The 25689-nt window shown below is 64.7% G+C and carries 23 protein-coding genes and 3 pseudogenes; 10 read left to right on the top strand and 16 right to left on the bottom strand.

Features of this window, described 5'->3' with window-relative positions; translation table 11 throughout:
• Nucleotides 1-31: 31 nt before the first annotated feature.
• The 3 genes and pseudogenes from ACRQ5J_RS18760 (at nucleotide 32) to ACRQ5J_RS18750 (ending at nucleotide 5291) form a co-directional block, all read left to right on the top strand.
• Nucleotides 32-1180, top strand: coding sequence for an efflux RND transporter periplasmic adaptor subunit (locus ACRQ5J_RS18760; protein WP_432383685.1), 1149 nt, complete (start codon nucleotides 32-34; stop codon nucleotides 1178-1180).
• Nucleotides 1181-1192: 12 nt separating this feature from the next.
• Nucleotides 1193-4266: pseudogene (locus tag ACRQ5J_RS18755) on the top strand (efflux RND transporter permease subunit).
• 8 nt (nucleotides 4267-4274) lie between these two features.
• Complete coding sequence (locus tag ACRQ5J_RS18750; RefSeq protein ID WP_432378819.1) at nucleotides 4275-5291, top strand: diguanylate cyclase; 1017 nt, start codon at nucleotides 4275-4277, stop codon at nucleotides 5289-5291.
• A gap of 112 nt (nucleotides 5292-5403) precedes the next feature.
• Here ACRQ5J_RS18750 and ACRQ5J_RS18745 read toward each other — a convergent pair whose 3' ends face one another.
• The 12 genes and pseudogenes from ACRQ5J_RS18745 to ACRQ5J_RS18690 all read right to left on the bottom strand — a co-directional run bounded on the left by ACRQ5J_RS18745 (nucleotide 5404) and on the right by ACRQ5J_RS18690 (nucleotide 17243).
• Nucleotides 5404-5979 (bottom strand): NnrU family protein, encoded by a 576-nt coding sequence (locus tag ACRQ5J_RS18745; protein ID WP_432378817.1) that lies wholly within the window; start codon nucleotides 5977-5979, stop codon nucleotides 5404-5406.
• A gap of 62 nt (nucleotides 5980-6041) precedes the next feature.
• Entirely contained in the window at nucleotides 6042-7025 is a 984-nt protein-coding gene (locus tag ACRQ5J_RS18740; RefSeq protein ID WP_432378816.1) for a MaoC/PaaZ C-terminal domain-containing protein, read from the bottom strand.
• Nucleotides 7022-8356 (bottom strand): serine hydrolase domain-containing protein, encoded by a 1335-nt coding sequence (locus ACRQ5J_RS18735; RefSeq protein ID WP_432378814.1) that lies wholly within the window; start codon nucleotides 8354-8356, stop codon nucleotides 7022-7024. The genes ACRQ5J_RS18740 and ACRQ5J_RS18735 overlap by 4 nt, the downstream gene beginning before the upstream one ends.
• Before the next feature lie 60 nt (nucleotides 8357-8416).
• Nucleotides 8417-11338, bottom strand: a complete 2922-nt coding sequence (rrtA, locus tag ACRQ5J_RS18730) for a rhombosortase (protein ID WP_432378812.1) — start codon at nucleotides 11336-11338, stop codon at nucleotides 8417-8419.
• A 21-nt stretch (nucleotides 11339-11359) separates the two neighbouring features.
• Entirely contained in the window at nucleotides 11360-12142 is a 783-nt protein-coding gene (gene rhlP / locus ACRQ5J_RS18725) for a rhombotarget lipoprotein (protein ID WP_432378810.1), read from the bottom strand.
• A gap of 74 nt (nucleotides 12143-12216) precedes the next feature.
• Nucleotides 12217-12726 carry a redoxin domain-containing protein gene (locus tag ACRQ5J_RS18720; RefSeq protein WP_432378809.1) on the bottom strand — a complete coding sequence of 170 codons (510 nt, stop codon included), beginning with the start codon at nucleotides 12724-12726 and terminating at the stop codon, nucleotides 12217-12219.
• A 9-nt stretch (nucleotides 12727-12735) separates the two neighbouring features.
• Nucleotides 12736-13277 (bottom strand): annotated as a pseudogene (locus tag ACRQ5J_RS18715) (carboxymuconolactone decarboxylase family protein).
• Between the two features lie 55 nt (nucleotides 13278-13332).
• Nucleotides 13333-13986, bottom strand: a complete 654-nt coding sequence (locus tag ACRQ5J_RS18710; protein WP_432378807.1) for a MarR family transcriptional regulator — start codon at nucleotides 13984-13986, stop codon at nucleotides 13333-13335.
• A 108-nt stretch (nucleotides 13987-14094) separates the two neighbouring features.
• Nucleotides 14095-15342 (bottom strand): TonB-dependent receptor domain-containing protein, encoded by a 1248-nt coding sequence (locus ACRQ5J_RS18705; RefSeq protein WP_432378806.1) that lies wholly within the window; start codon nucleotides 15340-15342, stop codon nucleotides 14095-14097.
• On the bottom strand, nucleotides 15330-16202 hold the full coding sequence (locus ACRQ5J_RS18700; protein WP_432378804.1) for a TonB-dependent receptor plug domain-containing protein: 873 nt from the start codon (nucleotides 16200-16202) through the stop codon (nucleotides 15330-15332). The genes ACRQ5J_RS18705 and ACRQ5J_RS18700 overlap by 13 nt, the downstream gene beginning before the upstream one ends.
• A gap of 75 nt (nucleotides 16203-16277) precedes the next feature.
• Nucleotides 16278-16592, bottom strand: a complete 315-nt coding sequence (locus ACRQ5J_RS18695) for a hypothetical protein (RefSeq protein WP_432378802.1) — start codon at nucleotides 16590-16592, stop codon at nucleotides 16278-16280.
• 48 nt (nucleotides 16593-16640) lie between these two features.
• On the bottom strand, nucleotides 16641-17243 hold the full coding sequence (locus ACRQ5J_RS18690; protein WP_432378800.1) for a LuxR C-terminal-related transcriptional regulator: 603 nt from the start codon (nucleotides 17241-17243) through the stop codon (nucleotides 16641-16643).
• Nucleotides 17244-17437: 194 nt separating this feature from the next.
• Between ACRQ5J_RS18690 and ACRQ5J_RS18685 the strand changes: the two genes are divergently transcribed.
• From ACRQ5J_RS18685 to ACRQ5J_RS18665, 5 genes and pseudogenes are all read left to right on the top strand, one after another.
• On the top strand, nucleotides 17438-18091 hold the full coding sequence (locus ACRQ5J_RS18685) for a response regulator (protein WP_432378799.1): 654 nt from the start codon (nucleotides 17438-17440) through the stop codon (nucleotides 18089-18091).
• Between the two features lie 114 nt (nucleotides 18092-18205).
• Nucleotides 18206-18469 carry a XapX domain-containing protein gene (locus tag ACRQ5J_RS18680; RefSeq protein ID WP_432378798.1) on the top strand — a complete coding sequence of 88 codons (264 nt, stop codon included), beginning with the start codon at nucleotides 18206-18208 and terminating at the stop codon, nucleotides 18467-18469.
• Nucleotides 18470-20398, top strand: coding sequence for an amidohydrolase (locus ACRQ5J_RS18675; protein WP_432378796.1), 1929 nt, complete (start codon nucleotides 18470-18472; stop codon nucleotides 20396-20398).
• 94 nt (nucleotides 20399-20492) lie between these two features.
• Nucleotides 20493-20899, top strand: a pseudogene (locus ACRQ5J_RS18670) (DoxX family protein).
• Nucleotides 20886-21542 carry a YoaK family protein gene (locus ACRQ5J_RS18665; RefSeq protein ID WP_432378794.1) on the top strand — a complete coding sequence of 219 codons (657 nt, stop codon included), beginning with the start codon at nucleotides 20886-20888 and terminating at the stop codon, nucleotides 21540-21542. The pseudogene ACRQ5J_RS18670 and the gene ACRQ5J_RS18665 overlap by 14 nt, the downstream one beginning before the upstream one ends.
• On the opposite strand, the gene ACRQ5J_RS18660 is transcribed toward ACRQ5J_RS18665, so the two are convergent.
• Nucleotides 21539-22150 (bottom strand): response regulator, encoded by a 612-nt coding sequence (locus tag ACRQ5J_RS18660; RefSeq protein WP_432383684.1) that lies wholly within the window; start codon nucleotides 22148-22150, stop codon nucleotides 21539-21541. The two genes, ACRQ5J_RS18665 and ACRQ5J_RS18660, sit on opposite strands and share 4 nt — an antisense overlap.
• A gap of 70 nt (nucleotides 22151-22220) precedes the next feature.
• Nucleotides 22221-23189 carry an MBL fold metallo-hydrolase gene (locus ACRQ5J_RS18655; protein WP_432378792.1) on the bottom strand — a complete coding sequence of 323 codons (969 nt, stop codon included), beginning with the start codon at nucleotides 23187-23189 and terminating at the stop codon, nucleotides 22221-22223.
• A gap of 106 nt (nucleotides 23190-23295) precedes the next feature.
• Between ACRQ5J_RS18655 and ACRQ5J_RS18650 the strand changes: the two genes are divergently transcribed.
• Together ACRQ5J_RS18650 and ACRQ5J_RS18645 are read left to right on the top strand one after the other, a co-directional pair.
• Entirely contained in the window at nucleotides 23296-23577 is a 282-nt protein-coding gene (locus tag ACRQ5J_RS18650; RefSeq protein WP_432378790.1) for a LysR family transcriptional regulator, read from the top strand.
• Nucleotides 23490-24269: a substrate binding domain-containing protein gene (locus tag ACRQ5J_RS18645; protein WP_432378788.1), complete on the top strand. Its 780-nt coding sequence runs from the start codon at nucleotides 23490-23492 to the stop codon at nucleotides 24267-24269. The genes ACRQ5J_RS18650 and ACRQ5J_RS18645 overlap by 88 nt, the downstream gene beginning before the upstream one ends.
• A gap of 50 nt (nucleotides 24270-24319) precedes the next feature.
• On the opposite strand, the gene ACRQ5J_RS18640 is transcribed toward ACRQ5J_RS18645, so the two are convergent.
• Complete coding sequence (locus ACRQ5J_RS18640) at nucleotides 24320-25273, bottom strand: tetratricopeptide repeat protein (protein ID WP_432378786.1); 954 nt, start codon at nucleotides 25271-25273, stop codon at nucleotides 24320-24322.
• A 115-nt stretch (nucleotides 25274-25388) separates the two neighbouring features.
• Nucleotides 25389-25655: a helix-turn-helix domain-containing protein gene (locus ACRQ5J_RS18635; RefSeq protein WP_432378784.1), complete on the bottom strand. Its 267-nt coding sequence runs from the start codon at nucleotides 25653-25655 to the stop codon at nucleotides 25389-25391.
• Nucleotides 25656-25689: the final 34 nt, after the last annotated feature.

Here is a 25689-nt window from a genome sequence, read left to right as displayed (position 1 = left end):
AGCAGGAGAACGATTCATGGCCAAGCGACTGATGACCAAGCGTATGCTCATCATGGTGGGGTGCGTTATTTTACTGATCGCCGTCCTCGCGTTCGGCAAGTTTTTGCAGATCAGGAAGCTGATCGCCAGCGCGCCCAAGCCGGCGGCGCAGGTGGTCACGGCGGTCAAGGTGCAGTCGGCCGAGTGGCAGCCGCAATTGAGTTCGGTCGGGACGCTGGCGCCGGTGCGCGGTGTCGACGTCACCACCGAGATCGCCGGCCTGGTGCGCGAGGTGCGCTTCAAGTCCGGCGACGAAGTGAAGGCGGGCCAGGTGCTGTTCGAGCTGAACGCCGATACCGACGTGGCGCAACTGCGCTCGCTGCAGGCGGCCGCCGACCTGGCCGCGACCACGCTCAAACGCGACAAGCTGCAACTGGCGGCGCAGGCCATTTCGCAGGCGCAGGTCGACAGCGACGAGGCGGACCTGAAGAGCAAGCAGGCGCTGGTCGCGCAGCAGAAGGCGGCGGTCGACAAGAAAACCATCCGCGCGCCGTTCGCCGGCAAGCTGGGGATCACCGCCATCAATCCGGGCCAGTATCTGAACCCGGGCGACAAGCTGGTGACGCTGCAAACCATCGACACGGTGTACGTCGATTTCTTCGTGCCGCAAAAGCAGCTGTCGCAGCTGTCGATCGGCCAGAAACTGAACCTGACCAGCGACGCCTGGCCGGGCGTCGGCTTCGCCGCCAAGGTCACTTCCATCAGTCCCAAGGTGGATGCGGCCACGCGCAACGTGCAGGTGCAGGCCACCGTGCCGAACGCGAAGCGCCAGCTGCTGCCCGGCATGTTCGCCAACGTCAGCCTGGATCAGGGCGAGCTGAAAAAATACCTGACGCTGCCGCAGACCGCCATCACTTACAACCCCTACGGCTCCACCGTGTTCGTGCTGGCGCCGCCGGCCGGCGAGGCGGCCAAGGATGCGCTCAAGGATGACAAGGGCCAGCCTTACCTGGTGGCGCAGCAGGTGTTCGTCACCACCGGCCCGACCCGCGGCGACCAGGTGGCGATTCTCTCCGGCGTCAAGGAAGGCCAGACCGTGGTCACCAGCGGCCAGCTGAAACTGAAGAACGGCACCCCGGCCACCATCGACAACAAGGTGCAACCGGCCAACAGCCCGAATCCTACGCCGCAGGAAAAGTGAGGATAAAGCGCCATGAACTTTACCGATATCTTCATTAAAAAGCCGGTGCTGGCCAGCGTGATCAGTTTACTGATCGTGGTGCTGGGCCTGCGCTCGCTGTTCAGCCTTCCGGTCAACCAGTATCCGAAGACGCAGAACGCGGTGGTCACCGTCTCCACCACCTACTATGGCGCCGATGCGGCCACGGTGGCGGGCTTCATCACGCAGCCGCTGGAATCGGCCATCGCACAGGCGCAGGGCATCGACTACCTGTCGTCGTCGTCGAACAGCGGCGTGTCGACCATTACCGCCACGCTGCGCCTGAACTACGATTCCAACCGCGCGCTGACCGAGATCACCACCCAGGTCAACTCGGTGAAGAACCAGCTGCCGGCGCAGTCGCAGGAACCGGTGCTGTCGGTGCAGACCGGCCAGACCACCGACGCCATGTACATGGGCTTCTACAGCGACACGCTGCCGACCAATAACGTCACCGACTTCCTGGCGCGCGTGGTCAAGCCGAAGCTCGATTCGATCCAGGGCGTGCAGACCGCCGAGCTGCTGGGCGCGCGCCAGTTCGCGCTGCGCGCGTGGCTGGACGCCGGCAAGATGGCGGCGCACGGCGTCACGGCGGCGGAGGTCAGCGCCGCGCTGGCGTCCAACAACTACCTGGCCGGCCTGGGCTCGACCAAGGGCCAGGCCGTGACCGTGCCGCTGACCGCCGGCACCGACCTGCATACGGTGGAGGAGTTCAAGCAGCTGGCCGTCAAGCAGGAGGGCGGCGCCATCGTCCGCCTGGAGGACATCGCCAACGTCACGCTGGGATCGGAGAACTATGACTTCAACGTCGCCTTCAGCGGCGTGCGCTCGGTGTTCATCGGTATCAAGGTGGCGCCCGACGCCAACATCCTGGACGTGGCCAAGCGCGTGCGCGAAGCCTTCCCCGGCATCAAATCGCAGCTGCCGACCGGCCTGACCGGCGAAATCGTCTACGACTCGACGGAGTTCATCAACACCTCGATCGAGGAAGTGGTGAAGACGCTGGTGGAGGCACTGCTGATCGTGACGGTGGTGATCTACCTGTTCCTGGGCAGCTTCCGCGCGGTCATCGTGCCGGTGGTGGCGATGCCGCTGTCGCTGATCGGCACCTTCTTCGTGATGCTGATCCTCGGCTATTCGATCAACCTGCTGACGCTGCTGGCCATCGTGCTGGCCATCGGCCTGGTGGTGGACGACGCGATCATCGTGGTAGAGAACGTCGACCGCCACATGAAGGCGGGCATGAAGCCGTTCGACGCCGCCATCGTCGCGGCGCGCGAGTTGGGCAGCCCGATTCTGGCGATGACGGTGGTGCTGATCGCCGTGTACGTGCCGATCGGCTTCCAGGGCGGCCTGACCGGCGCGCTGTTCACCGAGTTTGCCTTTACGCTGGCGGGGGCGGTGGCGGTGTCCGGCATCGTCGCGCTGACCTTGTCGCCGATGATGTGCGGGCACTTCTTCGACCATACGCAGGACGAGGGCAAGTTCGTCAAGGCCATCGACCGCGTGTTCGAGAAGGTGCACAACGGCTATCTGCGCCTGTTACACAGCCTGCTCGATACCTGGGTGGTGCTGATCGTGTTCGGCTTCATCGTGTTCGCGCTGCTGATCGTCCAGTTCAAGATGTCGCAGTCGGAGCTGGCGCCGGAAGAGGATCAGGGCATCGTGCTGTCGCAGGTGGTGGGTGCGCCTACCGCCACCTCGGACCAGATGCAGGCTTACGCCAAGCAGATTTTCGACGTCGCCAAATCGATGCCGGAATATGAGCAGATGTTCCAGATCACCGGCGTGCCGACCACCAATGCCGGCATCGGGGGGTGCTGTTCAAGTCGTGGGACAAGCGTTCGCGTTCGGCGCACGAAATCCAGACCGAGTTGCAGGCCAAGTGGAACCAGATCGCCGGCGGCCGCGTGGCGGCGTTCCAGTTCCCGGCGCTGCCGGGCAGCTCCGGCCTGCCGGTGCAGTTCGTGATTACCACCACCGAGCCGTTCGAGAACCTGAATACGGTGGCGCAGGCGGTGCTGGCCAAGGCGCAGGCCGACAACAAGTTCTATTTCGTCGACGTCGACCTGAAGATCGATACGCCGCAGGCCAAGGTCGAAGTGGACCGCGACAAGCTGGCCACGCTGGGCCTGACGCAGCAGGACTTCGGCAACGCCATGGGTGCGGCGCTGGGCGGCGGCTACGTCAACTACTTCTCGATCGCCGGCCGTTCGTACAAGGTGATTCCGCAGGTGCAGCAGGTGGACCGCCTGAACCCGAACGATGTGCTGGACTTCCATATCAAGACGCCGACCGGCGAGATGATCCCGGCCAGCACCGTCGCCAGCATCAAGTACACCGTGCAGCCGGAATCGATCACCCGCTTCCAGCAGCTGAACTCCGCCACCATTTCCGGCGTGACCGGCGCCTCGCAGGGCGAGATCCAGCAGTACCTGCGCGACACGCTGAAGGAAGTGGCGCCGTCGGGCTACACGGCCGACTTCTCGGGCGAATCGCGCCAGTACGCGGCGGAATCGGGCGGCTTCCTGGTAACCATGCTGTTCGCGGTGGTCATCGTGTTCCTGGCGCTGGCGGCGCAGTTCGAGAGCTTCCGCGATCCGGTCGTGATCCTGTTCTCGGTGCCGATGGCGCTGTTCGGGGCGATGACTTTCATCTTCCTCGGCTTCGCCTCGGTCAATATCTATACCCAAGTGGGGCTGGTGACGCTGATGGGCCTTATCTCCAAGCACGGCATCCTGATCGTGGAGGTGGCGAATCATTTGCGCGAGGCCGGCAAGTCCAAGCGCGAGGCGATCGAGGAAGCGGCGGCCACCCGCCTACGCCCGATCCTGATGACCACCGCCGCCATGGTGTTCGGCGTGGTGCCGCTGGTGATCGCATCGGGCGCCGGCGCGGCCGGCCGTCACGCCATGGGCCTGGTGATTTTCACCGGCCTGTCGATCGGCACCTTGTTTACGCTGTTCGTGGTGCCGGCGATGTATCTGTGGCTGGCCGGTGAGCACAAGACGGAAGCCAGGCCTGCCGGCGCACCGCCCTCCGAGCCTGCGCCGCAAGCGGTTCACTGAGCGCGGCGATGGATAGAAGCAGCAAGCCGGACGCCGGTCGCTGGCGCTGGCTGTCAGGCGGTCGCCAGCGGCGTCAGGAAGAAATCATCCTGATGCTGCTGTGCGGCCTGACGATATTGAGCATCCTGCCTTTCGGCATCTACCGCATGTGGCAGGGCAGCTGGGCCACCGCGCTGGTCGATGCGTCGCTGATCGCCGCCATGTCGGCGGTGATCGTGCACGTCTGGCGCACCGGCCGCTATCAGGTGGCGGGGCTGGCGGTCACCATCTTTTACTCGGTCGGCATGCTGGCGGTGGTCTACCTGCGCGGCATGGCGCTGGTGTACTGGGTTTATCCGACCATGATCGCCGCCTATTTCGTCGTGCGGCCCGTGGCGGCGCTGGCGATCAACAGCGTGGCGCTGGTGCTGCTGCTGATGATGCTGTGGTGGCAGGTGGCGCTGGATAACCTGTCGACCATTGTGGTTACGGTGGCGCTGGTCAATCTGTTCGCCTACGTGTTCGCCTACCGCACCGGCCTGCAGACGCAGCGCCTGCACACGGCGGTGGAGCTGGACTTCCTGACCGAGGTGGGCAACCGCCGCGCGATGGATCGCAAGCTGGCGGAGTATGCACAGGAGCGCAGGCCGCAGCTGGCATCGAGCCTGCTGTTGCTGGACCTCGATCACTTCAAGCAGATCAACGACCGGTATGGCCATGCGGCGGGCGACAAGGTGCTCAAGCGGCTGGCCGAGTTGATGCGGGCGCATACGCGGTCATCGGACCGCATCTTTCGCTACGGCGGCGAGGAATTCGCCATCATCGCCTGCGGCGCAGGCCTGGCCGCGGCCGCGCACCTGGCCGAGGGCTTGCGGGCGGCGGTGGCCTCGGCCACGCTGCTGGAAGACCATCCAATCACCATTTCCATCGGTGTCGCGCTGATGGACAAGGCCGACCCGCCGGCAGAGTGGCTGGCGCGCGCCGACAAGATGCTGTATGCCGCCAAACAGGCCGGCCGCAATGCCGTGCGCGTGGCCGAGCCATGATTGTCACGTTGTTCGCCGCCGCTACGCTGGCATTGGCCCTTATGCGCTGCCATGGATGGTCAGCGCGGCCATCCGGGGAAGTGCCGATGATACGCGTGGTGTACGCCGCACCCTAGAACGGGCGCACGCCGATCAGTGGCGCGTGTAGCCACATGGCGAATACGCCAGCGCTGGCAATGCCGGCCGCGATGGTTGCCGCCGTGCCGGTGACGCTGCCGGCAGCGTAGGCAGTGCCCTGCGCTGCATCGCGCTTGCGCGAGGCGCGGTACAGCAATATCGCCCAGGCCAGGAAGCCGCCGAACAGCAGGATGTCGTGCAGCGTGCCGTTGGCGATCAGGTGCGCGAGCGCCCAGGTCTTGACGCCCAGCGTCATCGGGTGATGCAGCCTGGCCTTGATGCCGTTGCGCGGAACGTAGGCGGCGGCGATGAAGATGAAGGCGATGACCGCCAGCAGCGCGGCGATATGGCGCGTGGCCGGAGGCGGCGTCCAGATGACGACCGGCGCTTCGCGACACAGGCTGTAGCCCCAGACGATCAGCAGGAAGCCGGTAATCGACACCACCGAGTACATGGCGCGCCAGGCCAGCAGGCCAATACGCGCGCGGGCGGCGTTGCGCCAGTCTTCGGCGAAGATGCGGATCGAGTGCAGTCCGAGAAATAGTATCAGGCCCAGTATCAGTATCGTCATCGCGCTTCCCTGTGGTTGGTGTGGCGTGACGATACACCGGCTGGCCGGCAGGCGCAACGCCGCTAGCGCAAGTTTCCCGCTAAATGGACGGCGTCTCCGGCGCCTGCCAGGCGGATCGGACGCCGGCCTTCGTGGTCGGCCGCCGCGATCTGTACCGCAAGCGTGGAGCAGGGTAGCGGCACCGGCTTGACGAAGCGCACATCGATTTCGCTGAATGCGATGCCTTGTTGTTTGAGCAGTTCGTGGCTGCGCACGAAGCTGCCGAAGCCGTGCAGCACGAGGCCACGGAATAGCGAGCGTCGCGCCAGCGGACCGCACCAGTGGATCGGATTGAAATCGCCGGTCAGCAGCGCGAAGCGCAGTCCGTCGCGGGCATCGGCTTGCCATGTGCCGATGGTATTCCAGTGCGGCTCTTGCGGCCTTGCCTGCACGGTTTTGGCGGCGCGCGGGCCGGGGAGCAGGAAGCTCATATGCAGCCTGGCTTCCACAAGCGCCGGTTGCGCAGCGGTGCCGGTGACGACGGCCACCACGACCTTGGTGCGGCCTGGGGTTTCCTCGATCTGCTCGACCGCCGCGCTGACGTGCAACGGCACGTTTCGCGGCAGCGGGCCGTGCGCACGCAGGCTGACGCCCTGGTTAATTACGCTTGTCAGCCTGTAAGGCATCCGCAGCAGCAGCTCTCCGACCAGCGGCAGGCTCCATTGCGACACCATATGCGGCGGCAGTTCGTCCGCCGCCGGTGGCGCTCCCGCCCAGGCGCGATAAGCATCCACCAGCTCCGCCGGCGGCGCCGCGATCACCCGCGTCACGCGGGCGCCGCGCCACGCGGCAGCCTGCACACGGTCGTTCGCTGCCGGCGCGTCTCGCTTCACCGCACCTGTCCCGCCGCAATCGTCCGCAACCAAAGCGTCCCGATCCGTCGCGCCGCTGTTCGCTGCGCGCGATGGTGGCGACACTGAGTTACGCAGCGTGTGCCAAACCACCCGCGCGCCGATGAGCAGCATTGGTAGCTGATGGCGCAGCAGGCGGTAAGGCACGCCGTTCATTGCGGCAGCGCTTTCACCACAGCCGCCAGCAGTGCCTGCGGCTGATACAGCAGGCGATGCGGCGTCAATCCGAGCCGCACCACCACCAGCTGTCGCGACGGCACAATCGCGATACTGTGCCCATCATGTCCCTGCATCCAGTACGTATCCGCCGGGAGCTGGAAGCGCACGTCGGGACTCTGCCCTTCGGGCGTATCACCGGACGGCCCCCAACGCCACACCTGTCCCTGACCATACTGACCGCCGGACGCAGTGGCCACCTTCTGCATGCCCTCGACAAAGCCTTCGGGCAGCATGCGCTTTCCCTGCCACACGCCATCCTGCAAAAGAAACTGGCCAAAGCGCGCCCAATCCTGCGTGTTCGCATACATATAGCTGGACCCGACCAGATTGCCACGTGCATCCGCCTCCATCACCGCGCTGCTCATGCCCAATGGGGCAAACAGACGATCATGCGGCAGCGCCAGCACATCGGCCGTGGTGGCCGGCGTGGCGGCATCACCTTTCGCTGCGCGCTGCCAGATGCGCGACAACAGCAATGTCGTGCCGCTCGAATAATTCCACTTGCTGCCCGGCGCCGCCTCCAAAGGCTGCGCCGACGCGAACGACGCCATATCCGGCTCCAGATACAGCATGCGCGTCACATCAGACACATCGCCATAGCTCTCGTTGTAGCGCAAGCCGCTGGTCATGGACATCAGCTGCGCCACCGTAATCTGCGCGCGCTCATCGCCCTGTGGCCAGAAACCACTCTGCTGCAAGGACAGCTTGCCGTCGGCCACCTGCATGCCCACCAACGCCGCCGACACGGACTTGGTGATCGACCATCCCAGCAGCGGCGAAGCCGCGTTAAAGCCGGCGCCATAGCGCTGCGCGACCAGCCGCCCGCGATGAATCACCGCCATGCCACGCATGCCCGGACCGGCTAGCGCATCCTGATCCAGCAAGGCCTGCACCGCCGCATTGGTCTGCGCCAGCGAACCGGTGGGCCAGGACACATTGGGCGAGGGCGCCCAGATCGGAACAGGATGGAACCGGTATTGCGACGCCAGCGCCACATCGCCATCCGGCACGGCCGCGCAACCCGTGCCCGGCCGGTACACCGCCATGCCATCGCCGACGAAGCCGAAGAACTGCGCCCGCACCGTCTTGCGTTCCTTGTCGATGCTCACCTTCAGATGCTTCAGCACCGGATGTCCGGGCGCCTGCACATCGTCCGCCAGCACCGCCTGCGCGTCGCGGCCGGCGAGGAACACATTCGAACAAACGATCTTGGCGCCGTAGTTGGCGCCGACCTTCAGCAACTCCGGCGGCTTCACGGCCAATGTCATCGTGCCGCCCGCCGCAATCAACAACACTGCCGCAGCAGCCAGTCCGATTTTTGATGCCATCTACATGCTAGCCCTGAATTCAACGCCGATTGCGCGCGGCGGCGTTATGTTGGAATACGGCGCGCCGTACTGCCTGGTCTGGCCCGCCAAGGATAGTACATAACGCTGGTCGAACACATTGTTGACGATCAGCGCGGCGCCGTAGCGCGAGTCCGGGCTATCCCAGCCCACGCGCAGATCGAACTTGCTGGTGGCGGTGCCGGTTTTCAGCGTGGCGGTACGCAGGCACTCCAGCGCCGCCGTATCGCTGTTGCAGCGCTGCGCCGTCGCATGCGTGCCCTGGAAATTCACGCTGGCGCGGCCGGCAGCCATTTCCCAATTAAGGTTGACACCCGCCATGGCGGTCAGGCGTGGCGTGCCCACGGGCTGCCCACCCAGGTCCAGCGCCACGCGGCCATTGGCGTCGAGCCGCTGGTAGCGGGTATAAGTCTGGTTGATGTACTCGAATCCGCCGAACAGCGCCACGCGGGGCGAAATGCGAAGCCGCCCATCCACGTCCAGGCCATGCGCCTTCTGGTCGCTGGTGATGACGTTATAGGTCGGTATCGTGCCAACACTGTATAGCTGCACGTCCTGAAGATTCTTGAACCTGTAGGCAAACAGCGCGGCGTTGACGGTGGCGCCGTAAGCGGGCAGCGCCAGTTTGACGCCGGCCTCGAAGTTGGTCATCTTCTCCGGCTCAAAGCTCGGGTCCTGGCCGGTTTGCGTCGACGCGGCGGGATTCGGCGGCGTGAACACATTGAAGCCGCCTGCCTGATAGCCGCGTGACAGGGACGTGAACAGCATGGTGTCCTTGTTCAGCCTATGGTCCAGCACCACACGCGGACTCCAGTCGCTCCAGGCCTTCTCGCGCGTTACCGGCGCTGCCGCCAGTTGGGCCGCCGAGGCAAAAATGACGTTGGACGGGAAGCTTGCGGGGCTCAGGCCGGCCAGTGCGCCAAAGCGATCGAGGAAAACGTCCAGCTGCGGCGAAACACGGCCCGGCACGTGCCACGTCATGCGCTTCTTGTCGCGGGTGTAGCGCAGGCCGAGCGTGGCGCTGGTTTGCGGCGTCAGGCGCCAGATAGTGTCGCCGTAAATGGCGGCCGACTGGGTGCGTACATTGCTGTAGTGATTTTCATCCCACGAGAACAAGGTGCCGGCGCCCACGCCCGGTAGTCCCGCTGCGGCCAGGCCGCCGAACAGCATGGCGAAATTCGGCTGGCCGCCGCTGAAGCGGCTCAGCGTGTCCAGCGTGGCGGTGTTGAGGTAAGCGCCGGCGATCTGCCGCTCGTTGTTGTGGTAAAAGCTCAGGCCCGCAATCCAGTCCAGCTTATCGCTCTGGCCCGACAGCTTGAACTCCTGCTGGAAGCTGCGCGCGCGCTTGGCGTCCTGCGTGGTCAGGTGCAGTTCCGGGCGCGCGGTGCCGTCGTTATCGGTCAGGTTATGGGTGTCGAAGCGCCGCCAGCCGCTGATGGCGCTGAAGGTCATGCCGCCCAGCGGCGCTTCCAGGCGCACGGTGGCGCCGTTGAATTCGCGCCCCTCGCTGCCTTGCTGGTCATTGGACAGCGGCGCATCCAGTGGATTGACGAAGTTGGCGACGTAGGCCGCATCGTACACGCCGCGATATGCGCCCAGCGGCAGCGAAGGGTCCTTGACCACGCCGAAAGAAGGCCGGCCATACTGCTCCATGCGCTCGTGCTCCCACGCGAAAACCAGCTTGGCGGCGTTCAGGTCCTGGCGCAGCGACACGCGGGTGGCCCAGTCCTTATCGCCGCCGGACTTCTTGCCGGTGGCGGTGTTGTCGGCCCAGCCCTCGCTGCCGTTGCGGACCGCGACGATACGCACGGCGGTGGTTCCGGAAACGGGGGCGTTCATCATCACGTCCGCATTGGCGCGGCCGAAGCGCCCCAGCTTGACGCGGGCGGCGGCATCCACTTCCTTGCCCGGTTCATTGGTGGTGATGGCGATGGCGCCGGCCGCGCTGTTACGGCCGAACAGCGTGCCTTGCGGCCCCTTGACCACTTCGATACGCTGCACGTCGATGAAGTTCATCAGCGCGCCGCCGGTCTTGCCGGTGTAGACGCCGTCGACATACACGCCGACCGGCGAGTCGGTTGCGATGCCAAAATCGCCGGTCTGCACGCCCCGTATGCCAAACGCGGGCTGGGTGGGGGCGATGGCGTCCACCGCCAGGCCGGGGATGTAGCCGTTCAGGTCAGCCAGGTCCCTGGCGCCGACAGCATCGATTTCCTTGCTGGTGAGGACATGCACGGTCATCGGCACGTCCTGCGCCAGCTGTTTGCGCGATTGCGCGGTGACTAGCACGGATTGCACGTCTTCCTGTGCCCATGCGGGCGGCGCAAAAAGGCTGTCGCCAGGCTGGCGGCGACCATGGTGCGCTGCGTGTTCATCTCGTCCTCCGTCACGATCTTTCAGATCGAACGGATTATATGACATTGTGAGGCCGGCGAGGGCGCCCAGCAGGTGCGCTTGCCACGCCACGCGAACATCTGCCGGCAGGTCGGTCCACGGCGCCGGCTGGCCGCAGGCTTCAGCGGCGATCTTCACCAGCAGCGCGGCGCCCAGCAGGAGCAGCACGCCGCGTGAGATTTTATCCGCGCGTGGCCACAGCGTGCGTGCCGCCAGCACGGCCAGCATGACCGCGATGCCGGATGCGCCACGGTAGTAAGCGCAGTCCGGCGCGATCAGCAGCATGCCGGCACTGATCTGTGGCGCGGCCAGCGCCAATATCAGGCACAGGCGCCGCCAGCCAAGCGCCGGCAGCACAATCGCGCCCGCCACCAGCGCGCTGGCGCAATCGATCAGCGCCTGCTGCGCCGTGTAGTGAACCAGGTGCCCGGTCCACAGGCGCCAGATTTCTCCCGCCAGTATCGCCTGGCGGTCGAACTCCAGCAGGCTACTGGCGGCGGCCGACGGCATAGGCAACGCCACCCAGCAGCATCACCATCGCAAGACTGATCCAGCCGATGCTGCCGCCGCCCTTGTAGCCAGCCTTGTTCTCAACCTGGTAAGCGGCGTTATTTTTGATGCGGTCACGGAAGCCATCCAGCTCCGCCTGTAGCGCAGGTACCAGCTGGGCGACCGCGCGTTCGTAGCCCTCGCCGCCGGCCTGGCGCGTTTTTCGCTGACGCCCGACAGGCTCGCGCTGCCTTTCACGCGGCTGGTGCCGGGTGCGCGGAACAACAGCTGCCGGCTTTTCACGTCGAACACGGCGGCGTCCAGCATGGTCTGCACGTCGTATTGCTCGCCTTGTACAACGTAGGCGCCGATGATGGTCCAGTACAGCACCGACAGGACGTTGCTGTCGTTGAACTGCACCTGGTCGTAGGAGAGCAGGGTGACGACTTCCACGTCGAACATGCGCGCCACCTGTTCCAGATTGTTGAAGCCACCCTTGGCCTTCAGGTATTGCGACGGAATGATTTCGATTTTGCCGATATATTCGTGCCTCGCGAACGAATCGCGCACGCGTTCCAGCAGCTTCATTTTGGCCACTTCCGACAGGCCGCCGTAGCCCGAGCCGGGCACGAAGGCGATGCCGACCTTGACCGGCGGGCGTAGTTTGACCACCGTTGGCGTCAACGCGGGCGGCGTTGTGGCGTCCGGGTACAGATAATCGACGATGCTTCCGGTTTGCTTGATGCCGCCACTGCTGCGCCAGATGGCGCAACTGCTCAATGCCGCGGCGGCGATGACGATCGCCAGGACCTTCAGGAATTTCATATGCCTCTCCTCACCATGATGGCTTAAGTATAAGGCAAACAAGATTCGCCCAGATAGCCCCGGCGATCAAGGTATCAGCGTATGCTGCACGCGGTATCGTCACACTGAACCTGCTGTGGCGCCCGTTCCGCCACCAACTGGCCGATGATGGCGCCGACCTTCATGTCATCGGCCCGGCCGAAGTGGTGCAGCCGCAGCCGGCCCTGGCGGTCGATGACCAGCAGTGTCGGCGTGCCGTTCAACCGATAGGCCTCCATCGTCAGCGGGATCGGCCCGTGGGCCGAGGGCTGGTCTATCGCCACCGGGAAGTCGATCCGGTACTCGTGCACAAAGGCTTCCAGCGCGGCGCGATTCATCACCTCATGGTGCTCGAACACCGAATGCAGCCCAAGCACCGCCACATCCTGCTGATCGAAAGCGGCGCGGATGGCCTTGGCCTGCGGGATGCCGTGCGAAACGCAGCCGGGGCACAGCATCTGGAAGGCGTAGACCACCACGACCTTGCCGCGCAACTGTTCCAGCGACAGCGGCCTGGCGGTGTTCAGCCACGACGCAACCTGGAGTTCGGGGGCGATAGCGTTCATGGCGGCTCCTTATTTTGCGCGCAGTTTGACCGATGGGAAGTCGACCGGGACCTTGAACGCCACATTGACGTAGTTGGTGAACAGGTTCAGCGCCACATGCGCCAGGATCTCGACGATTTCCTCGTCATTGAAGCCGGCGTCGCGCAGCGCCACTACCTCCTCATCGCCGATCTGCGCGCGGTTGTTCACCACGGCGGTGGCGAAGCGCAGGGCGGCGGCGGTTTTGGATCGGCCGACTGGCCTGCCTGGGCGGCGGCCATTTCCTCGGCGGTGGCGCCGGCCTTGCGACCGAGGGCGGTGTGCGCGGCCAGGCAGTATTCGCAGTCATTGCGGTCGGCGATGGCGACAGCGATCTGCTCGCCGAGCTTGGCGCCAATCACGCCGCCGCCCAGCGCACCGAACGAACCCCACATCGACTTCAGTGCGGCGGTGGAGTTGGCGACGGCCTTGAACATATTCGGCGTCACGCCGAAGGCGCCATGGATCTGCGACAGCAGTTGTTGACGTTCGCCGGTGGTATCGGCAGGGTTAACGAGAGCGATGCGGGACATGATATTTCCTTTCAGTGGTTAAGGTAGGAGTCCTAACTATTGTAATCAAAAAAACTTACGCGAACACTTTCCAGTTGCGCGCCTTGGCTGCCGGATCGGCCGGCTCGTGTTCAAGGCAATCCGTGCGCAACAGGGGCACCGACAGCGGCGCATCCACCAGCGTGCAGTGGTGCGGAGCAGGCTTGCCTGGATGCGCGTTCGGCTGGAAGAACCGGCACGACAAGCAGGCGCGCATCTCGGGGAAGCGATCCGTTTTTTGCAACTGCGCGATCAGCTTGAACAAGCCGGTCAGCAGCTCCGCCTGTTGAGACGCAGGCAGGGCGGCTGCGGCGTGTTCCGCAAAACCCAGGGCGCTACCGATACGGGCCGCCATGACCGCGCCTTCCGCTGTGAGGAAAAGCGCGGTGGCACGGCCGTCATCTTCTGCGCGCGCCTTGTACAGCAAACCCTTGGACACCAAAGCCGATACCGAATCGCTGGCACTGGCGGCGCTGATCGACAATTGCGAAGCGAGCCAGGACAGGCGCACACCCTGTTTGCGGCCTTGAAGCAGTTGCAGCATCTCGGCCTGGGTGGGATTCAGGTTTTCGGCCGTGGCAAACTCCCACATACCGGAGCGCATCACGCTGGCGATGCGCCCGATAGAGCTAACGATACGGGCCGAAACCTCCGGTGTATCCTGCCACGGCTTTTTAGATTTGGTGTCCATGCTTTGCATCATACGCCCAAAAAGCATTTGTCAAGGACTCCTAATTAAAAATTTCCGCGTCCACGGCGCACCAAGCCAACCCGCATCTCCGCAGGACGAGTCCAGGCGTTAGAAGCTGGTTGAAATGCCTGCGTAGAGCGAGCGGCGCTCGCCGTATTGCGGGGCGCCGACGCCCACGCCGGAGCCGTCGCGCAGCAGGTAGACCTTGTCGAAGGCGTTGATCAGGGCCAGGCGGCCTTCGACGGCGCCGACCGGGGTGGCCTTCCACGTGTGCGTCAGCGCCAGGTTGACAGTGGTGTAGTGCGGCAGGTGGCCGGAGTTCGGCGCGGCGCCGTCCGTGTCCGGCGTCAGGCGCAGGCCGCTGCCGTAGAGGACATCGCCGCTGATCTGCGAGTCGCCCCAGTGATAGTGCGCACCGCCCGATATTGTCACCGTCTGGTCGTGATCGACGTGAATGTAGTGGTTGGCGATGTAGGCCAGTTCGTCCGGGCCAAACAACGACTGGCCGGAGGTGATGTTGGTGCCCTCGGCCTTCTGCGTGGTGACGTTGAGGAAGCTGCCCCAGTCCTTCTGGCTGTACACCGCCGACAGCTCCAGCCCTTTGGCGTAACCGCGGTCGTAGTTGAACGGCGACAGGATCAGCGCCTGGCCGAACTGGCCTTCGTCCAGCATGTTGCGGATCTTCTTGTAGTAGGCGTCCGCCGTCATCGTCAGCGCGCCGCTGAACTGGTGGCTGATGCCCACGTCATAGTAGTTGGTGCGCTCGGACTTGACGTTGTCCGATACCGCCACTTCCGGCGCGTTCGAGGTGCCGGCGTATTTGTCGATGCTCGATTGCGCCGCCAGCTCCTGCGGCGGCGGCGTGAAGTAGCGCGAGTAGCCGGCATGCAGCGCCGTGCCTTTGGCCAGCTGGTAGGCGACATTGATGCGCGGACTCCATTGCTGCTCGTTGACGAAGGCGTCCACCTTGTCGAAGCGTACGCCGTAGTTGATGGTCAGCGGCGCGCCGATATGCCATTCGTCCTGCAGATAAACGCTGGACAGCTTGCCGGTCTTGCTGCTGTTGTCGACGATGGTGCGCGGGTCGGTGCTGGCCTGCGTGCCGTCGTCGTTCATGTCGAATACGCCGACGCTGTTGTCGCTGTGCGTGTTCTGGCGCGTGTAGGCCAGGCCGGTGCGCAGCGTGTGCGCGGCATTGAGCTTGTAGCTGGCGTCAAATTGCAGGCCGTTGGCGGTGTTGGAGCGCAGCGTGTCGGAGGCGACGCCGTTGTACGCCAGGTCGCCGATGGCGTCCGGCGTGTAGTGCAGTTCCGAATACTGGTGGAAGCCGGACAGCTGGTAATTCAGGTCGCCCACGCTTTTTGCAGCGACAGCACCAGGAAGCGGTTCACCTCGCGCTGGCGCTCGTCCAGTTGCGCCGAATCGGGCGCGGTGGCGCCGGTGACGGCAAACGCCGGCTGCTGATCCGGGTTGTTGGGAATCTGGAAGCGGCCGTTGTAGGTGCCGAACATCAGGCCCAGGCGGGTGTTATCGTCGAGGAAGTAGGAGAGGGCGCCGAAGGACTTGGCCTGGTGCGTTTCGTCGTGCAGCGCGCTGCGCGTCGGCAGCGGATTCTCGATGCCCAGGTGACTGGTCAGGTAGCTGCCGGACAGGTAGTAGTTGAAGGCGCCCTGCGTGCCGAAGAATTCCGCGCTCGGCTGCACATGGTCGTGGCTACCGACCAGCACACCCACGCGACCGCCCGATTGGGGCTGGCCTTCCTTGGTCTGGATGTCAACAATGCCCGAAGTGCGCAGGCCGAACTGCGCTGGCAGCGCGCCGGTGATGAAATCCGTCGACTCGACGAAGCGCGTGTCGATCGACTGGCCGAAGCCGCTGATCGATTCCGGCAGCTGTACGCCGTTCACGCGGTACTGCACATTGGCGTGATCGTCACGCACGTGGATCGAGCCGGAGCCTTTGGAGTCCTGGCTCACGCCGGGGAGGCGCAGCAGCACTTCGTTGAACGGCGTGTTGTCGCCCTGGCCCAGCTGGTCGACCATGTGCCTGTCGATGCTGTAGATGGTGGTGCCGACGTTCGGCGACAAATCGATGCGCGCGCTTTTCAGGTGGGCGGCGGTGACTTCCACCTGCGGCACGACGGCGTCGTCGTCGGCACAGGCATGGTGGGTGGAGAAAATGGTGGCCAGCAGCAGCGGCAGGGTACGGAGTTGCATGTTCAATCCTCAAAATGTTCAGGCGTGGCGATGCGGCGGCCCGCGCGGGGTCGTGCAACGTTCAAAGGTCGGAATTCAGTTGGAAGAAACAGCAACGCCGGGCGGCGCGTGGGATGGTGGCTTGAGGTAGCCGGTTTGCGCGACGCGCACCACGCCGGCCGGCGCCAATACCGGCAGGCTGCCGGGCAGCGGCAGCGGTTCGACCGTAAGCGCTAGCGGCGGCATGTCGCCGGCTGGCATGTCCTGCAAGGCGCAGGCGGCGCAATCGGGCTCGTGGTCGGTGTAGGCGTGGCCGTGCGCGTTGGCGCCGATCAGTTGCAGCGCCAGGAACAGCAGGACGAAGAACATCATGACGCGCTGATAACGCGTCTGGCGATGTGCTGCGCTCATGGAGATGTTCCGGGTATGCATCCCATGATTCTACAATGGTTGTTAATGCTAGTGCGAGTAATGTTCGCTCACCAGGCCGCGGCGCGTGGCCAGCACCACCGCGTGCGTGCGTGCCGTAGCGCCAAGCTTGTCGAAAAGGCCTTTGACATGGGTCTTCACCGTGCCGACGCCGATGCCGAGTTCCCGCGCGATCGACTTGTTGCACTGGCCCTGCGCCAGCAGTTGCAGCACGTCGGTCTCGCGGCTGGTCAGGCCGATGCGGGTGAAGCTGTCGGCCACGCAGCGGCTCAGTTCCGCGCTGAGGTAGCGGATGCCGCGGCTCAGCGAGCGGACGGCCGTCAGCAGTTGCTCGGTGTCGGAGTTTTGCAGCAGGTAGCCGTGCACGCCGGCCATCATCGCCGTGCGCACCTCCCACTCGCGCTCCAGCTGGGTGACGATCAGCACGCGCGGCTGGCCTTCGCCGTGGTGCGCGGCGGCGGCCCGGCGCATGTGTTCCAGCCCTTTGCGGTGATCGAGGATGATCACGTCGGCGCCGCTGTATTCGAGCGGGTCGCCTTCAATGGCGGTCACTTGCATGTCATGTTGCGCGCCGAGCAGCGCGGCCAGGCCGGCGCTGACAATAACGTCGGCGTGCGCGATCAGTACTTTCACTTGATTGCCTTGTGGGGCAGCGTCGTTGGTATCTCGCATGTCGCTCTCCTATGTCAATGATGTGAAAGATTAATGTCCGCTGCCATTTTTGCCACGCCCCGATCCGGGAGGGGGCGCCTACCCAAATAGAGGTATAGGAAAGCACTTGCGCTTATGTCATTATTACCGTTGGATGCCCGAACCTTAATCCCGAGATGCCCATAACTTCCCCGCCCATCACCATCCTGAGCGTCGACGACCATCCGATGTTCCGCGAGGGCATAGCCAGCGTGATCGCCGACGAAACAGATATGCTGCTGTTGGAAGAGGCCACCAACGGCGTGCAGGCTGTCGAGGCCTATCGCCGCCTGCAGCCCGACGTCACGCTGATGGATATCCAGATGCCCGATATGAACGGCATCGACGCCACGCTGACCATCCGCAAGGAGTTCCCCGACGCCCGCATCGTGGTGCTGACCACGTACGAGGGCGATGTGCTGGCGCAGCGCGCCATCGACGCCGGCGCCGCCGGCTATCTGCTCAAGAGCATGCTGCGCAAGGAGCTGCTGGCCACCATCCGCAGTGTGCACGAGGGCCGGCGCAGCATTCCGCAGGCGGTGGCCAGCGGCATTGCAGAGCATTGGCACGCCGGGGCGCTGAGCAAGCGCGAAGTCGAAGTGCTGCAACTGGCGGCCGGAGGCCAGAGCAATAAGCGCATCGGCATGCACCTGGCGATTTCGGAGGAAACCGTCAAGGTGCATATGAAGAGCATCCTCGCCAAACTGAACGCCAGCGACCGCACCCACGCGGTGCGGCTGGCCATCGAGCGCGGCATCCTCGACCTGCACGCCTGCGGCGTGAACCAGTAATCACGCCGCCCCTCCCAAAAGGGAGGGGATGAATCAATCAATACCGGTGATGTGAAAAGCCCGCCGCGTCACTACACTGTGGCCACGATTTAACTACTGGAGTAACGCTAAATCATGAAAATGTATATCGTCTCGATCGCCGTCGGCCTGCTGGTTGGCCTGATCTACGGCTTCCTCAACGTGCGTTCGCCGGCGCCGCCGGTGATCGCGCTGGTTGGCCTGCTCGGCATGCTGATCGGCGAGCAGCTGCCGCCGCTGCTGCGCCAGTTGTGGCAGCCGGAAGCGCCGAAAGTGTCGTGGATCGAAGACCACGTCAAGCCGCATTGCTTCGGCCAACTGCCGAGCGCACAGAAAACCGATGAAACCCGGAGCTCCTAAATGACCCAAGCGAACCAAACTCCCGACCTGATCCTGCATCGCGGCCTGTTCACCACGCTGGACCGCAGCAATCCGACCGCCGAAGCGGTGGCCATCAAGGATGGCAAGTTCATCGCCGTCGGCCGCGCCAACGAAGTGATGGCGCTCGCCGGCGCCGGCACCCGGATCATCGACCTGCACGGCAAGCGCGTGCTGCCAGGCCTGATCGACAACCACTGCCACATCATTCGCGGCGGCCTGAATTTCAACCTGGAGCTGCGCTGGGATGGCGTGCGCTCGCTGGCCGACGCCATGGCCATGCTGAAGGCGCAAGTGGCCATCACGCCGGCGCCGCAATGGGTGCGCGTGGTCGGCGGCTTCACCGAACACCAGTTTGCCGAGAAGCGCCTGCCGACCATCGAGGAACTGAACGCGGTGGCGCCTGACACGCCGGTGTTCATCCTGCACCTGTACGACCGCGCATTGCTGAACGGCGCCGCGCTGCGCGCCGTCGGCTACACCAAGGACACGCCGGAACCACCGGGCGGCCAGATCCTGCGCGACGGCTCGGGCAATCCGACCGGCCTGCTGCTGGCCAAGCCGAATGCGGCCATCCTGTACTCGACGCTGGCGAAAGGCCCGAAACTGCCGCTGGAATACCAGGTCAACTCGACCCGCCACTTCATGCGCGAACTCAATCGCCTGGGCATCACCGGCGTGATCGACGCCGGCGGCGGCTTCCAGAACTACCCGGAAGACTACCAGGTGATCCAGCAGCTGTCGGACGAAAAGCAGCTGACCGTGCGCCTGGCCTACAACCTGTTCACGCAAAAGCCGAAGCAGGAGAAGGAAGACTTCATCAACTGGACGCAGAGCGTCAAGTACCAGCAGGGCGACGACTACTTCCGCCACAACGGCGCCGGCGAAATGCTGACCTTCTCGGCGGCCGACTTCGAGGACTTCCGCGAGCCGCGCCCGGATATGCCGCCGAATATGGAAGATGACCTGGAAGGCGTGGTGCGTGTGCTGGCGCAGAACCGGTGGCCGTGGCGCATGCACGCCACCTACGACGAAACCATCAGCCGCGCGCTGGACGTGTTCGAGCGCGTCAACCAGGATATCCCGCTGGCGGGCCTGAACTGGTTCTTCGACCACGCCGAAACCATTTCGGACCAGTCGATCGACCGTATCGCCGCGCTGGGCGGCGGCGTCGCCGTGCAGCACCGCATGGCTTATCAGGGCGAATACTTCATCGAGCGTTATGGCCACGGCGCCGCCGAAGCCACGCCGCCGATCAAGAAGATACTGGAATCGGGCGTGAAAACCTCGGCCGGCACGGACGCCACCCGCGTTGCCTCGTACAACCCGTGGGTATCGCTGGCCTGGATGATCACCGGTAAAACCGTCAGCGGCGCGCAGCTGTACCCGCGCGCCAACTGCCTGGACCGCGAAACCGCGCTGCGCATGTGGACCGAGAACACCACCTGGTTCTCCAACGAGGAAGGCAAGAAGGGCCGCATCGAAGTGGGCCAGCTGGCCGATATGATCGTGCCGGACAAGGATTTCTTCGCCTGCGCCGAGAGCGAGATCTGGGACCTGAGTTCCGAGCTGACCGTGGTTGGCGGCAAAGTGGTTTACGCGGCCGGCGCCTTTGCCAGCCATGACCTGCCGCCGCCGCCGGCCATGCCGGATTGGTCGCCGGTGCGCCGTTTCGGCGGCTATGCCGGCTGGGGCGAGAAGCAAGGCACTAGCCGCGCGGCGCTGAAGGAGCTGGAAAAACGCCAGCTGGCGCAGAAGCGGGAACGCGAGAAGCAGGCGGCCGCCTGCGGCTGCGCCAATAACTGCAATGTGCACGGCCACCAGCACGCCAACTCTTGGGGCAGCAAGGCGCCGGTGTCGGATCTCAAGTCGTTCTGGGGCGCGCTCGGTTGCGCCTGCTGGGCAGTTTAATAACTCTCGTCGTTCCCGCGCAGGCGGGAACCCATGGTGAGCATGGGTTCCCGCCTTCGCGGGAACGACGACGTGGGCAACAATAGGAGTTTTAATGACTCGGCAATTATTAGCATCCCCATGGATCGGCCGCGTATGTCTGCTGCTGCTGTGTGCCGCCTATCTCCAGGGCGGCATCAACAAGCTGACCGACTTCAACTCGGCCATCGCCGAGATGCAGCATTTCGGCCTGGCGCCGGCGGCGCCGTTGGCGGCGCTGGTGGTCGCGCTGGAACTGGGCGCCTCGGTGGCTATCCTGACCGGCTATTATCGCTGGCTGGGCGCCGGCTTCCTCGGCGTGTTTACGCTGATGGCCACCTTCGTCGCCAACCGCTTCTGGGAAATGGGCGGGCAGGAACGCTTCATGGCGGCGAATAGTTTTTTGAGCACCTTGGCCTGACCGGCGCCTTCCTGCTGGTGGCCTGGCTCGATCTTCAGAAAGGTAGTAATGGAACGCGGTAATATCAAACAAGGCGTAGCGCTGGGCTTCCTGGCCGGCTACGTCGACACGCTGGGCTTTGTCGGCCTGTTCGGCCTCTTCACGGCGCACGTGACGGGCAACTTCGTGCTGATCGGCCGTGCGCTGATCGAGCCGTCGCAATCGATCGCCATCAAGCTGATGGTGTTCCCGGTGTTTATTCTGTTCGTCGCGCTGGCGCGGCTGGCGATCGTGCGCTGGGAGCGCAATGGCAGCAAGGTGCTGCGCAACAGCTTCCTGTTCCAGCTGTTCATGATGCTGGCGACGGTGGTGTGTGCATGGCACGCGGCGCCGGTGGTGGAAGCTTCGGCGCCGCTGACGCTGTTGACCGGCATGCTGTGCGCCGGCGCGATGGCGGTGCAGAACTGCTACGGCAAGCTGTTGCTGGGTAAAACCGCCGCCACCACCGTCATGACCGGCAACGTCACCACGCTGGTGATCGAGGCGGTCGATTCGATGCGGGGCGATCCGGAAGCCATCGGCCGCTGCAAAAAGCTGACCTGGCCGGTGCTGGCGTTTGCCGCCGGCTGCATGCTGGGCGGCGTCGCCTTTATCTACACCGGTTTCCACGGCCTGCTGCTGCCGTGCGTGCTGCTGGTGTGGCTGGCCATGTCGGCCAAGGATTAAATCGAAATAATCCCGCGCTTCAGGGCGATCGTCACCGCGTGGGTGCGATCGTTCGCGGCCAGTTTGGCCAGCACGTTCTTCATGTGGGCCTTGACGGTTTCCTCGGAAATCGACAGGCGCTCCGCGATGCGGCGATTGGAATGTCCACTCGCCGCATGATTCAACACTTCCATCTCGCGCGTGCTTAACGGTCCCTGGCCCATGTGCTGGGCCAGTTCCATCGCGATCTCCGGCGGGATGCGGCGCTGCCCGAGGTGGACGCCGCGCACCGTGTCCAGCAAATCCTTGCGCAAGGTACTCTTCAACAGGAAACCGGCGGCGCCGCCTTGCACGGCGCGCAGGATCTGCGCATCGCCCTTGTAGGTGGTGAGCATGACCACGCGCGCGTTCTGATGCTCGCGGCGGATTTCGTGCAGCGCGCCGACGCCATCCAGTTCCGGCATGGCGATATCCATGATGGTGACATCGGGCCGCAAACGCCCGTAGGCGTCCACGGCCTCGCGGCCGTTGCTGGCTTCTCCGACCACGCACATATCGCTCTGGCTGGAAATGGCCTCGGCCAGGCCAGCGCGCAGCAAGGGGTGATCGTCGACGACGAGCACGGAAATAGGGCGGGGGAGTTGCTGATATTCATGCGGCTAATTTTACAGAAGTTGCTGACACGGTGCTGACCGATGCTTATTTGGCGGCTGGTTGGCGCAGCTGCGAATAGGCGACCGGCAGCCAGTCGTAACCCTTGCCGTCCACGCGCAGGTGGCCGAGGCCGGGGAAGGACAGGTGGGCGGCGCCAACCAGCGCGCCTTCCTTGGCCAGCGCCTGGAACACCCTGGCGCGCGAGGCGGCGGCCGCCTTGGCGTCGCTGTCGAAGCCGATGGTCACGCCCGGATGCTGCAGCTGCACGGCCGCCACGTGGATCAGGTCACCGACCAGCACCAGTTTCTGGCCCTTGCTCTCGAAGGTGTAGATGGTGTGGCCCGGCGTGTGGCCGTAGCTGGACGTGGCGCGCACGCCCGGCGCCAGCTCGGTGTCGCCGCTGAACGGCTTCAGGTGCTGGGCGGCGGCGTATGGCGACAGCGAGGCGATGGCGCCCTGGAAGAAGCCCTTGTTGTCGGCCGGCGCTTTATCGAGGTTGGCCTGGCTCAGCCAGAAATCGGTATCGCGCTGGTCGGCGCGGATGATGGCGTTGGGGAAGACGATCTTGCTATCGGTGGCCAGGCCGCCCACGTGGTCCGGGTGCAGGTGCGTCAGGTAGATCTCATCGATCTGCTCCGGCTGGTAGCCGGACGCCTTGATATTGGCCACCAGCTTGCCCAGCGTCGGGCCGAACAGGCCGCCGGCGCCGGTGTCCACCAGAATCAGCTTGCCGCCGGTGTTGACCAAGAAGGCGTTGACCGAGGCCTCGGTCGGCACCGACTGGTAGTTGCGCGCCAGCGCCTTCCTGGTGGCGTCGGCCGGCTGGTGCAGCAGCTTGTCGAACGGCAGGTCGACGGTGCCGTCGCTGACGGCGGTGACTTCAAACTCGCCCAGCATCACGCGGTGGAAGCCCGGCGCGTTGGTGCCGGCCAGCGGTGCGGCGGCAACAGCGACAGTTGGCGCGGTGATAGCAGCGGCTAGCGCGAGGGCGGCGAAGATCGGTGTGAATTTCATATTATTATTCCTTAACAATTTCCAATAAACACAGTATGCATCTTTGCAAAAAATGGCACAATATTGAAAAAGGCAAAGGCAATTTGCTGAAAACGCAAAGATAGGGATGCTTGTGATTGATGGTTTGAAGTGCTTTGTGACTGTGGCCGAGTTGAGCAGTCTGTCGAAAGCGGCGGTGCAGCTGGAAATGGCCGTCTCTTCAGTCTCGCGCAAGATCAACGCGCTGGAGGACGAGCTGGGCGCGCGGTTACTCTTGCGCAGCTCACGCCAGGTGTTGGTGACCGACGCCGGCGAACGGTTTTGCCGCGCGCCCGCAATATTCTGGCCGAGCTGGCCGAAGGCCGCAGCGCGGTGCAGGAACTGGACACCGAACCGCGCGGCCTGCTGACCGTGACGGCGCCGGCCGCCTTCGGCCGCCTGCACGTGGCGCCGGCCATCGCCTCCTTCCTGCAACGCCATCCGCTGATCGAAATCGACCTGCACGTCAGCGACGATGTGGTGGACTTGTCGGCGCGGCGGGTGGACGTGGCGGTGCGCGCCGGCGTGCTGCCGGCCAGCGACCTGGTGGCGACGCACCTGGCCGGCATGAACCGCGTGGTCAGCGCCAGCCCGGCGTACCTGGAACGGCATGGCTGGCCGAAGTCGCCGGAGGACCTGCTCAACCATCAATGCTTGACGGTCAACGGCCGGGTGCCGCCGCGCGGCTGGTGGCGCTTCCAGGGCGTCAACGACTACCAGCCCTTGCCGGTGAAGGGCAATCTGCGTTGCGACGACACCGACTCGCTGCTGCATGCGGCCATCGCCGGCGCCGGCATCGTCCACATGGCGAACTGGCTGGCCAGCGACGCCATCGTCTCCGGCCAGTTGGTGCCGGTGTTCCCGATGCTGCCGATCGAGCGCGATCCGGCGCCGCGCCGCGATCCGAACGAACCGGCGATCCATGCGGTGCACATGCCCGGGCGTTCAAACCAGGGCAAGGCACAACTGCTGATACGGCATTTAAAGGAATATTTTGGCAGTCCCGCTTACTGGGACCTGGCGATGGAAGCTGCCGGGGCGGGCGAGCGCCGCGCCCCGTGAGGAGGAGGCTGGTGGAGCAGGGCGCTGAGCCGCCGTCTTAGGCCAAGCCGTCAATCCCAGTCGCCGCCACCGCTGTCGCCACCCCCGCCACCGCCGTCATCCCAGCCGCCGCTGACGCCGAAGTCGTTGCCGCCCATGTCGTCGCGGCGCAGCAGCTCATCGCGCGAGGACGGGTCGTCGTAGACGATATCGTTGCGCGGCTGGTCGTGCGAAGCCGCGTTGGCCTCGTTATGGTTGCCGGTGAACTGGCGCGCGATCGCCCCGGCCGCCACAAAGCCCGCGCCAACCGCCGCGCCGGTCGCCAGGCCGCCCATGATGCGCGAGCCCATGCCCGGTTGCTGCTGTTGCGGGTAGCCCGGCTGGCCGTAGCCCTGCTGCTGCGGATAACCTTGCTGGCCCCAGCCCGGCTGATTCACGCCTTGCTGCTGCGGATAGCCGCCCGGCGCATAGCCCGGTTGCTGCGCGCCCGGATTGTACTGGTTGTACGGATCATTGACCGCCTGTTGCTGTTGGCGGCGCTGCATGAAGCGGGTCGCCAGCCAGATGAAGCCGGCCAGGCCCAGGCCAATGATCAGGATGCCGCCGAAGGAAAAGCCCTTGGCTTCGGGCTCCCTGGCGTAACCGCCGCTTTCATAGCCGTTGCCGCGCGCCGGCTTCTGGGCGTAGGTTTTGCTGCCTTCGTCCAGCAGCGTGCGCAGCTTGGTGAGCGCCTCGGGCTTCACCTTCGGCAGGCCGGGCGTCAGTTGTTCCGCCTTGGCCAGCGAGGCGCGCGCGGCCTCGAACTGGCCCTGCTTGGCCTGCAACTCAGCCTGTACGAAATACGCGGTGCCGCTCTTCGGGTGCGCAGCGATCACCTGATCGAGCATGCTCTGCGCTTCGCTGTACTTGCCTGCGCTGGCCGCAGCGTAGACCTCCTGGACGGAGGGCTCGGCGGCAAATACCGGGGCCGACAGCGCAAGCGCGCTGGCCAGCAATGTAATACGTGCAATTGATTTAGCCGTCATGTCATACCTCCTAGTGAAGACAGGCCTCAGATGGAGATAGTTTACGCCAATTTCAAGAAAGTGAAAGTTAGCCAAGACTTAAGTAGGTGCGGTCGCACACCTCGGCGCGTTACTGCTACAGCAAACGCAGCAGGGCGGCCTTGAGGACGCCGGCGGTCTTGTTCGCCGCGCCCAAGCGGCGCAGCGCGTTATCGATGTGGAAGATCACCGTGCGTTCGGCAACGCCCAGGATATCCGCTGTTTCGGCGGCGGTCTTGCCGTCGCCGGCCCAGCGCAGCACCTCCGTTTCGCGCGCGGTGAGCTTGATCGCGGCGGGGCTGCCGGGCCGTGTCGCCAGCATCCTGGCCAGGGTTTCATGGCTTGCCTGCGCCAGCCAGGCCACTTGCGGCGCCTTGTCGCTCAGTTCCGCCGCTGAG

The sequence above is a fragment of the Duganella sp. P38 genome, assembly GCF_050859475.1.
Classification (GTDB): Bacteria; Pseudomonadota; Gammaproteobacteria; order Burkholderiales; family Burkholderiaceae_D; genus Rugamonas.
This window is presented reverse-complemented; position numbering and strand designations above follow the sequence as displayed.

Bases quoted from the DNA above. Each gene is read 5' to 3' on its own strand.
- ACRQ5J_RS18720 (WP_432378809.1), bottom strand. From the start codon at position 12,726: ATGAACGCTATCGCCCCCGAACTCCAGGTTGCGTCGTGGCTGAACACC.
- ACRQ5J_RS18735 (WP_432378814.1), bottom strand. From the start codon at position 8,356: ATGACATTGGCCGTGAAGCCGCCGGAGTTGCTGAAGGTCGGCGCCAAC.
- ACRQ5J_RS18760 (WP_432383685.1), top strand. From the start codon at position 32: ATGACCAAGCGTATGCTCATCATGGTGGGGTGCGTTATTTTACTGATC.
- ACRQ5J_RS18650 (WP_432378790.1), top strand. From the start codon at position 23,296: ATGCTTGTGATTGATGGTTTGAAGTGCTTTGTGACTGTGGCCGAGTTG.
- ACRQ5J_RS18695 (WP_432378802.1), bottom strand. From the start codon at position 16,592: ATGAGCGCAGCACATCGCCAGACGCGTTATCAGCGCGTCATGATGTTC.
- ACRQ5J_RS18665 (WP_432378794.1), top strand. From the start codon at position 20,886: ATGGAACGCGGTAATATCAAACAAGGCGTAGCGCTGGGCTTCCTGGCC.
- ACRQ5J_RS18685 (WP_432378799.1), top strand. From the start codon at position 17,438: ATGCCCATAACTTCCCCGCCCATCACCATCCTGAGCGTCGACGACCAT.
- rrtA (WP_432378812.1), bottom strand. From the start codon at position 11,338: ATGCCGTCGGCCGCCGCCAGTAGCCTGCTGGAGTTCGACCGCCAGGCG.
- ACRQ5J_RS18640 (WP_432378786.1), bottom strand. From the start codon at position 25,273: ATGACGGCTAAATCAATTGCACGTATTACATTGCTGGCCAGCGCGCTT.
- ACRQ5J_RS18675 (WP_432378796.1), top strand. From the start codon at position 18,470: ATGACCCAAGCGAACCAAACTCCCGACCTGATCCTGCATCGCGGCCTG.
- ACRQ5J_RS18740 (WP_432378816.1), bottom strand. From the start codon at position 7,025: ATGAACGGCGTGCCTTACCGCCTGCTGCGCCATCAGCTACCAATGCTG.
- ACRQ5J_RS18750 (WP_432378819.1), top strand. From the start codon at position 4,275: ATGGATAGAAGCAGCAAGCCGGACGCCGGTCGCTGGCGCTGGCTGTCA.
- ACRQ5J_RS18700 (WP_432378804.1), bottom strand. From the start codon at position 16,202: ATGCAACTCCGTACCCTGCCGCTGCTGCTGGCCACCATTTTCTCCACC.
- ACRQ5J_RS18710 (WP_432378807.1), bottom strand. From the start codon at position 13,986: ATGGACACCAAATCTAAAAAGCCGTGGCAGGATACACCGGAGGTTTCG.
- ACRQ5J_RS18655 (WP_432378792.1), bottom strand. From the start codon at position 23,189: ATGAAATTCACACCGATCTTCGCCGCCCTCGCGCTAGCCGCTGCTATC.
- rhlP (WP_432378810.1), bottom strand. From the start codon at position 12,142: ATGAAATTCCTGAAGGTCCTGGCGATCGTCATCGCCGCCGCGGCATTG.
- ACRQ5J_RS18680 (WP_432378798.1), top strand. From the start codon at position 18,206: ATGAAAATGTATATCGTCTCGATCGCCGTCGGCCTGCTGGTTGGCCTG.
- ACRQ5J_RS18745 (WP_432378817.1), bottom strand. From the start codon at position 5,979: ATGACGATACTGATACTGGGCCTGATACTATTTCTCGGACTGCACTCG.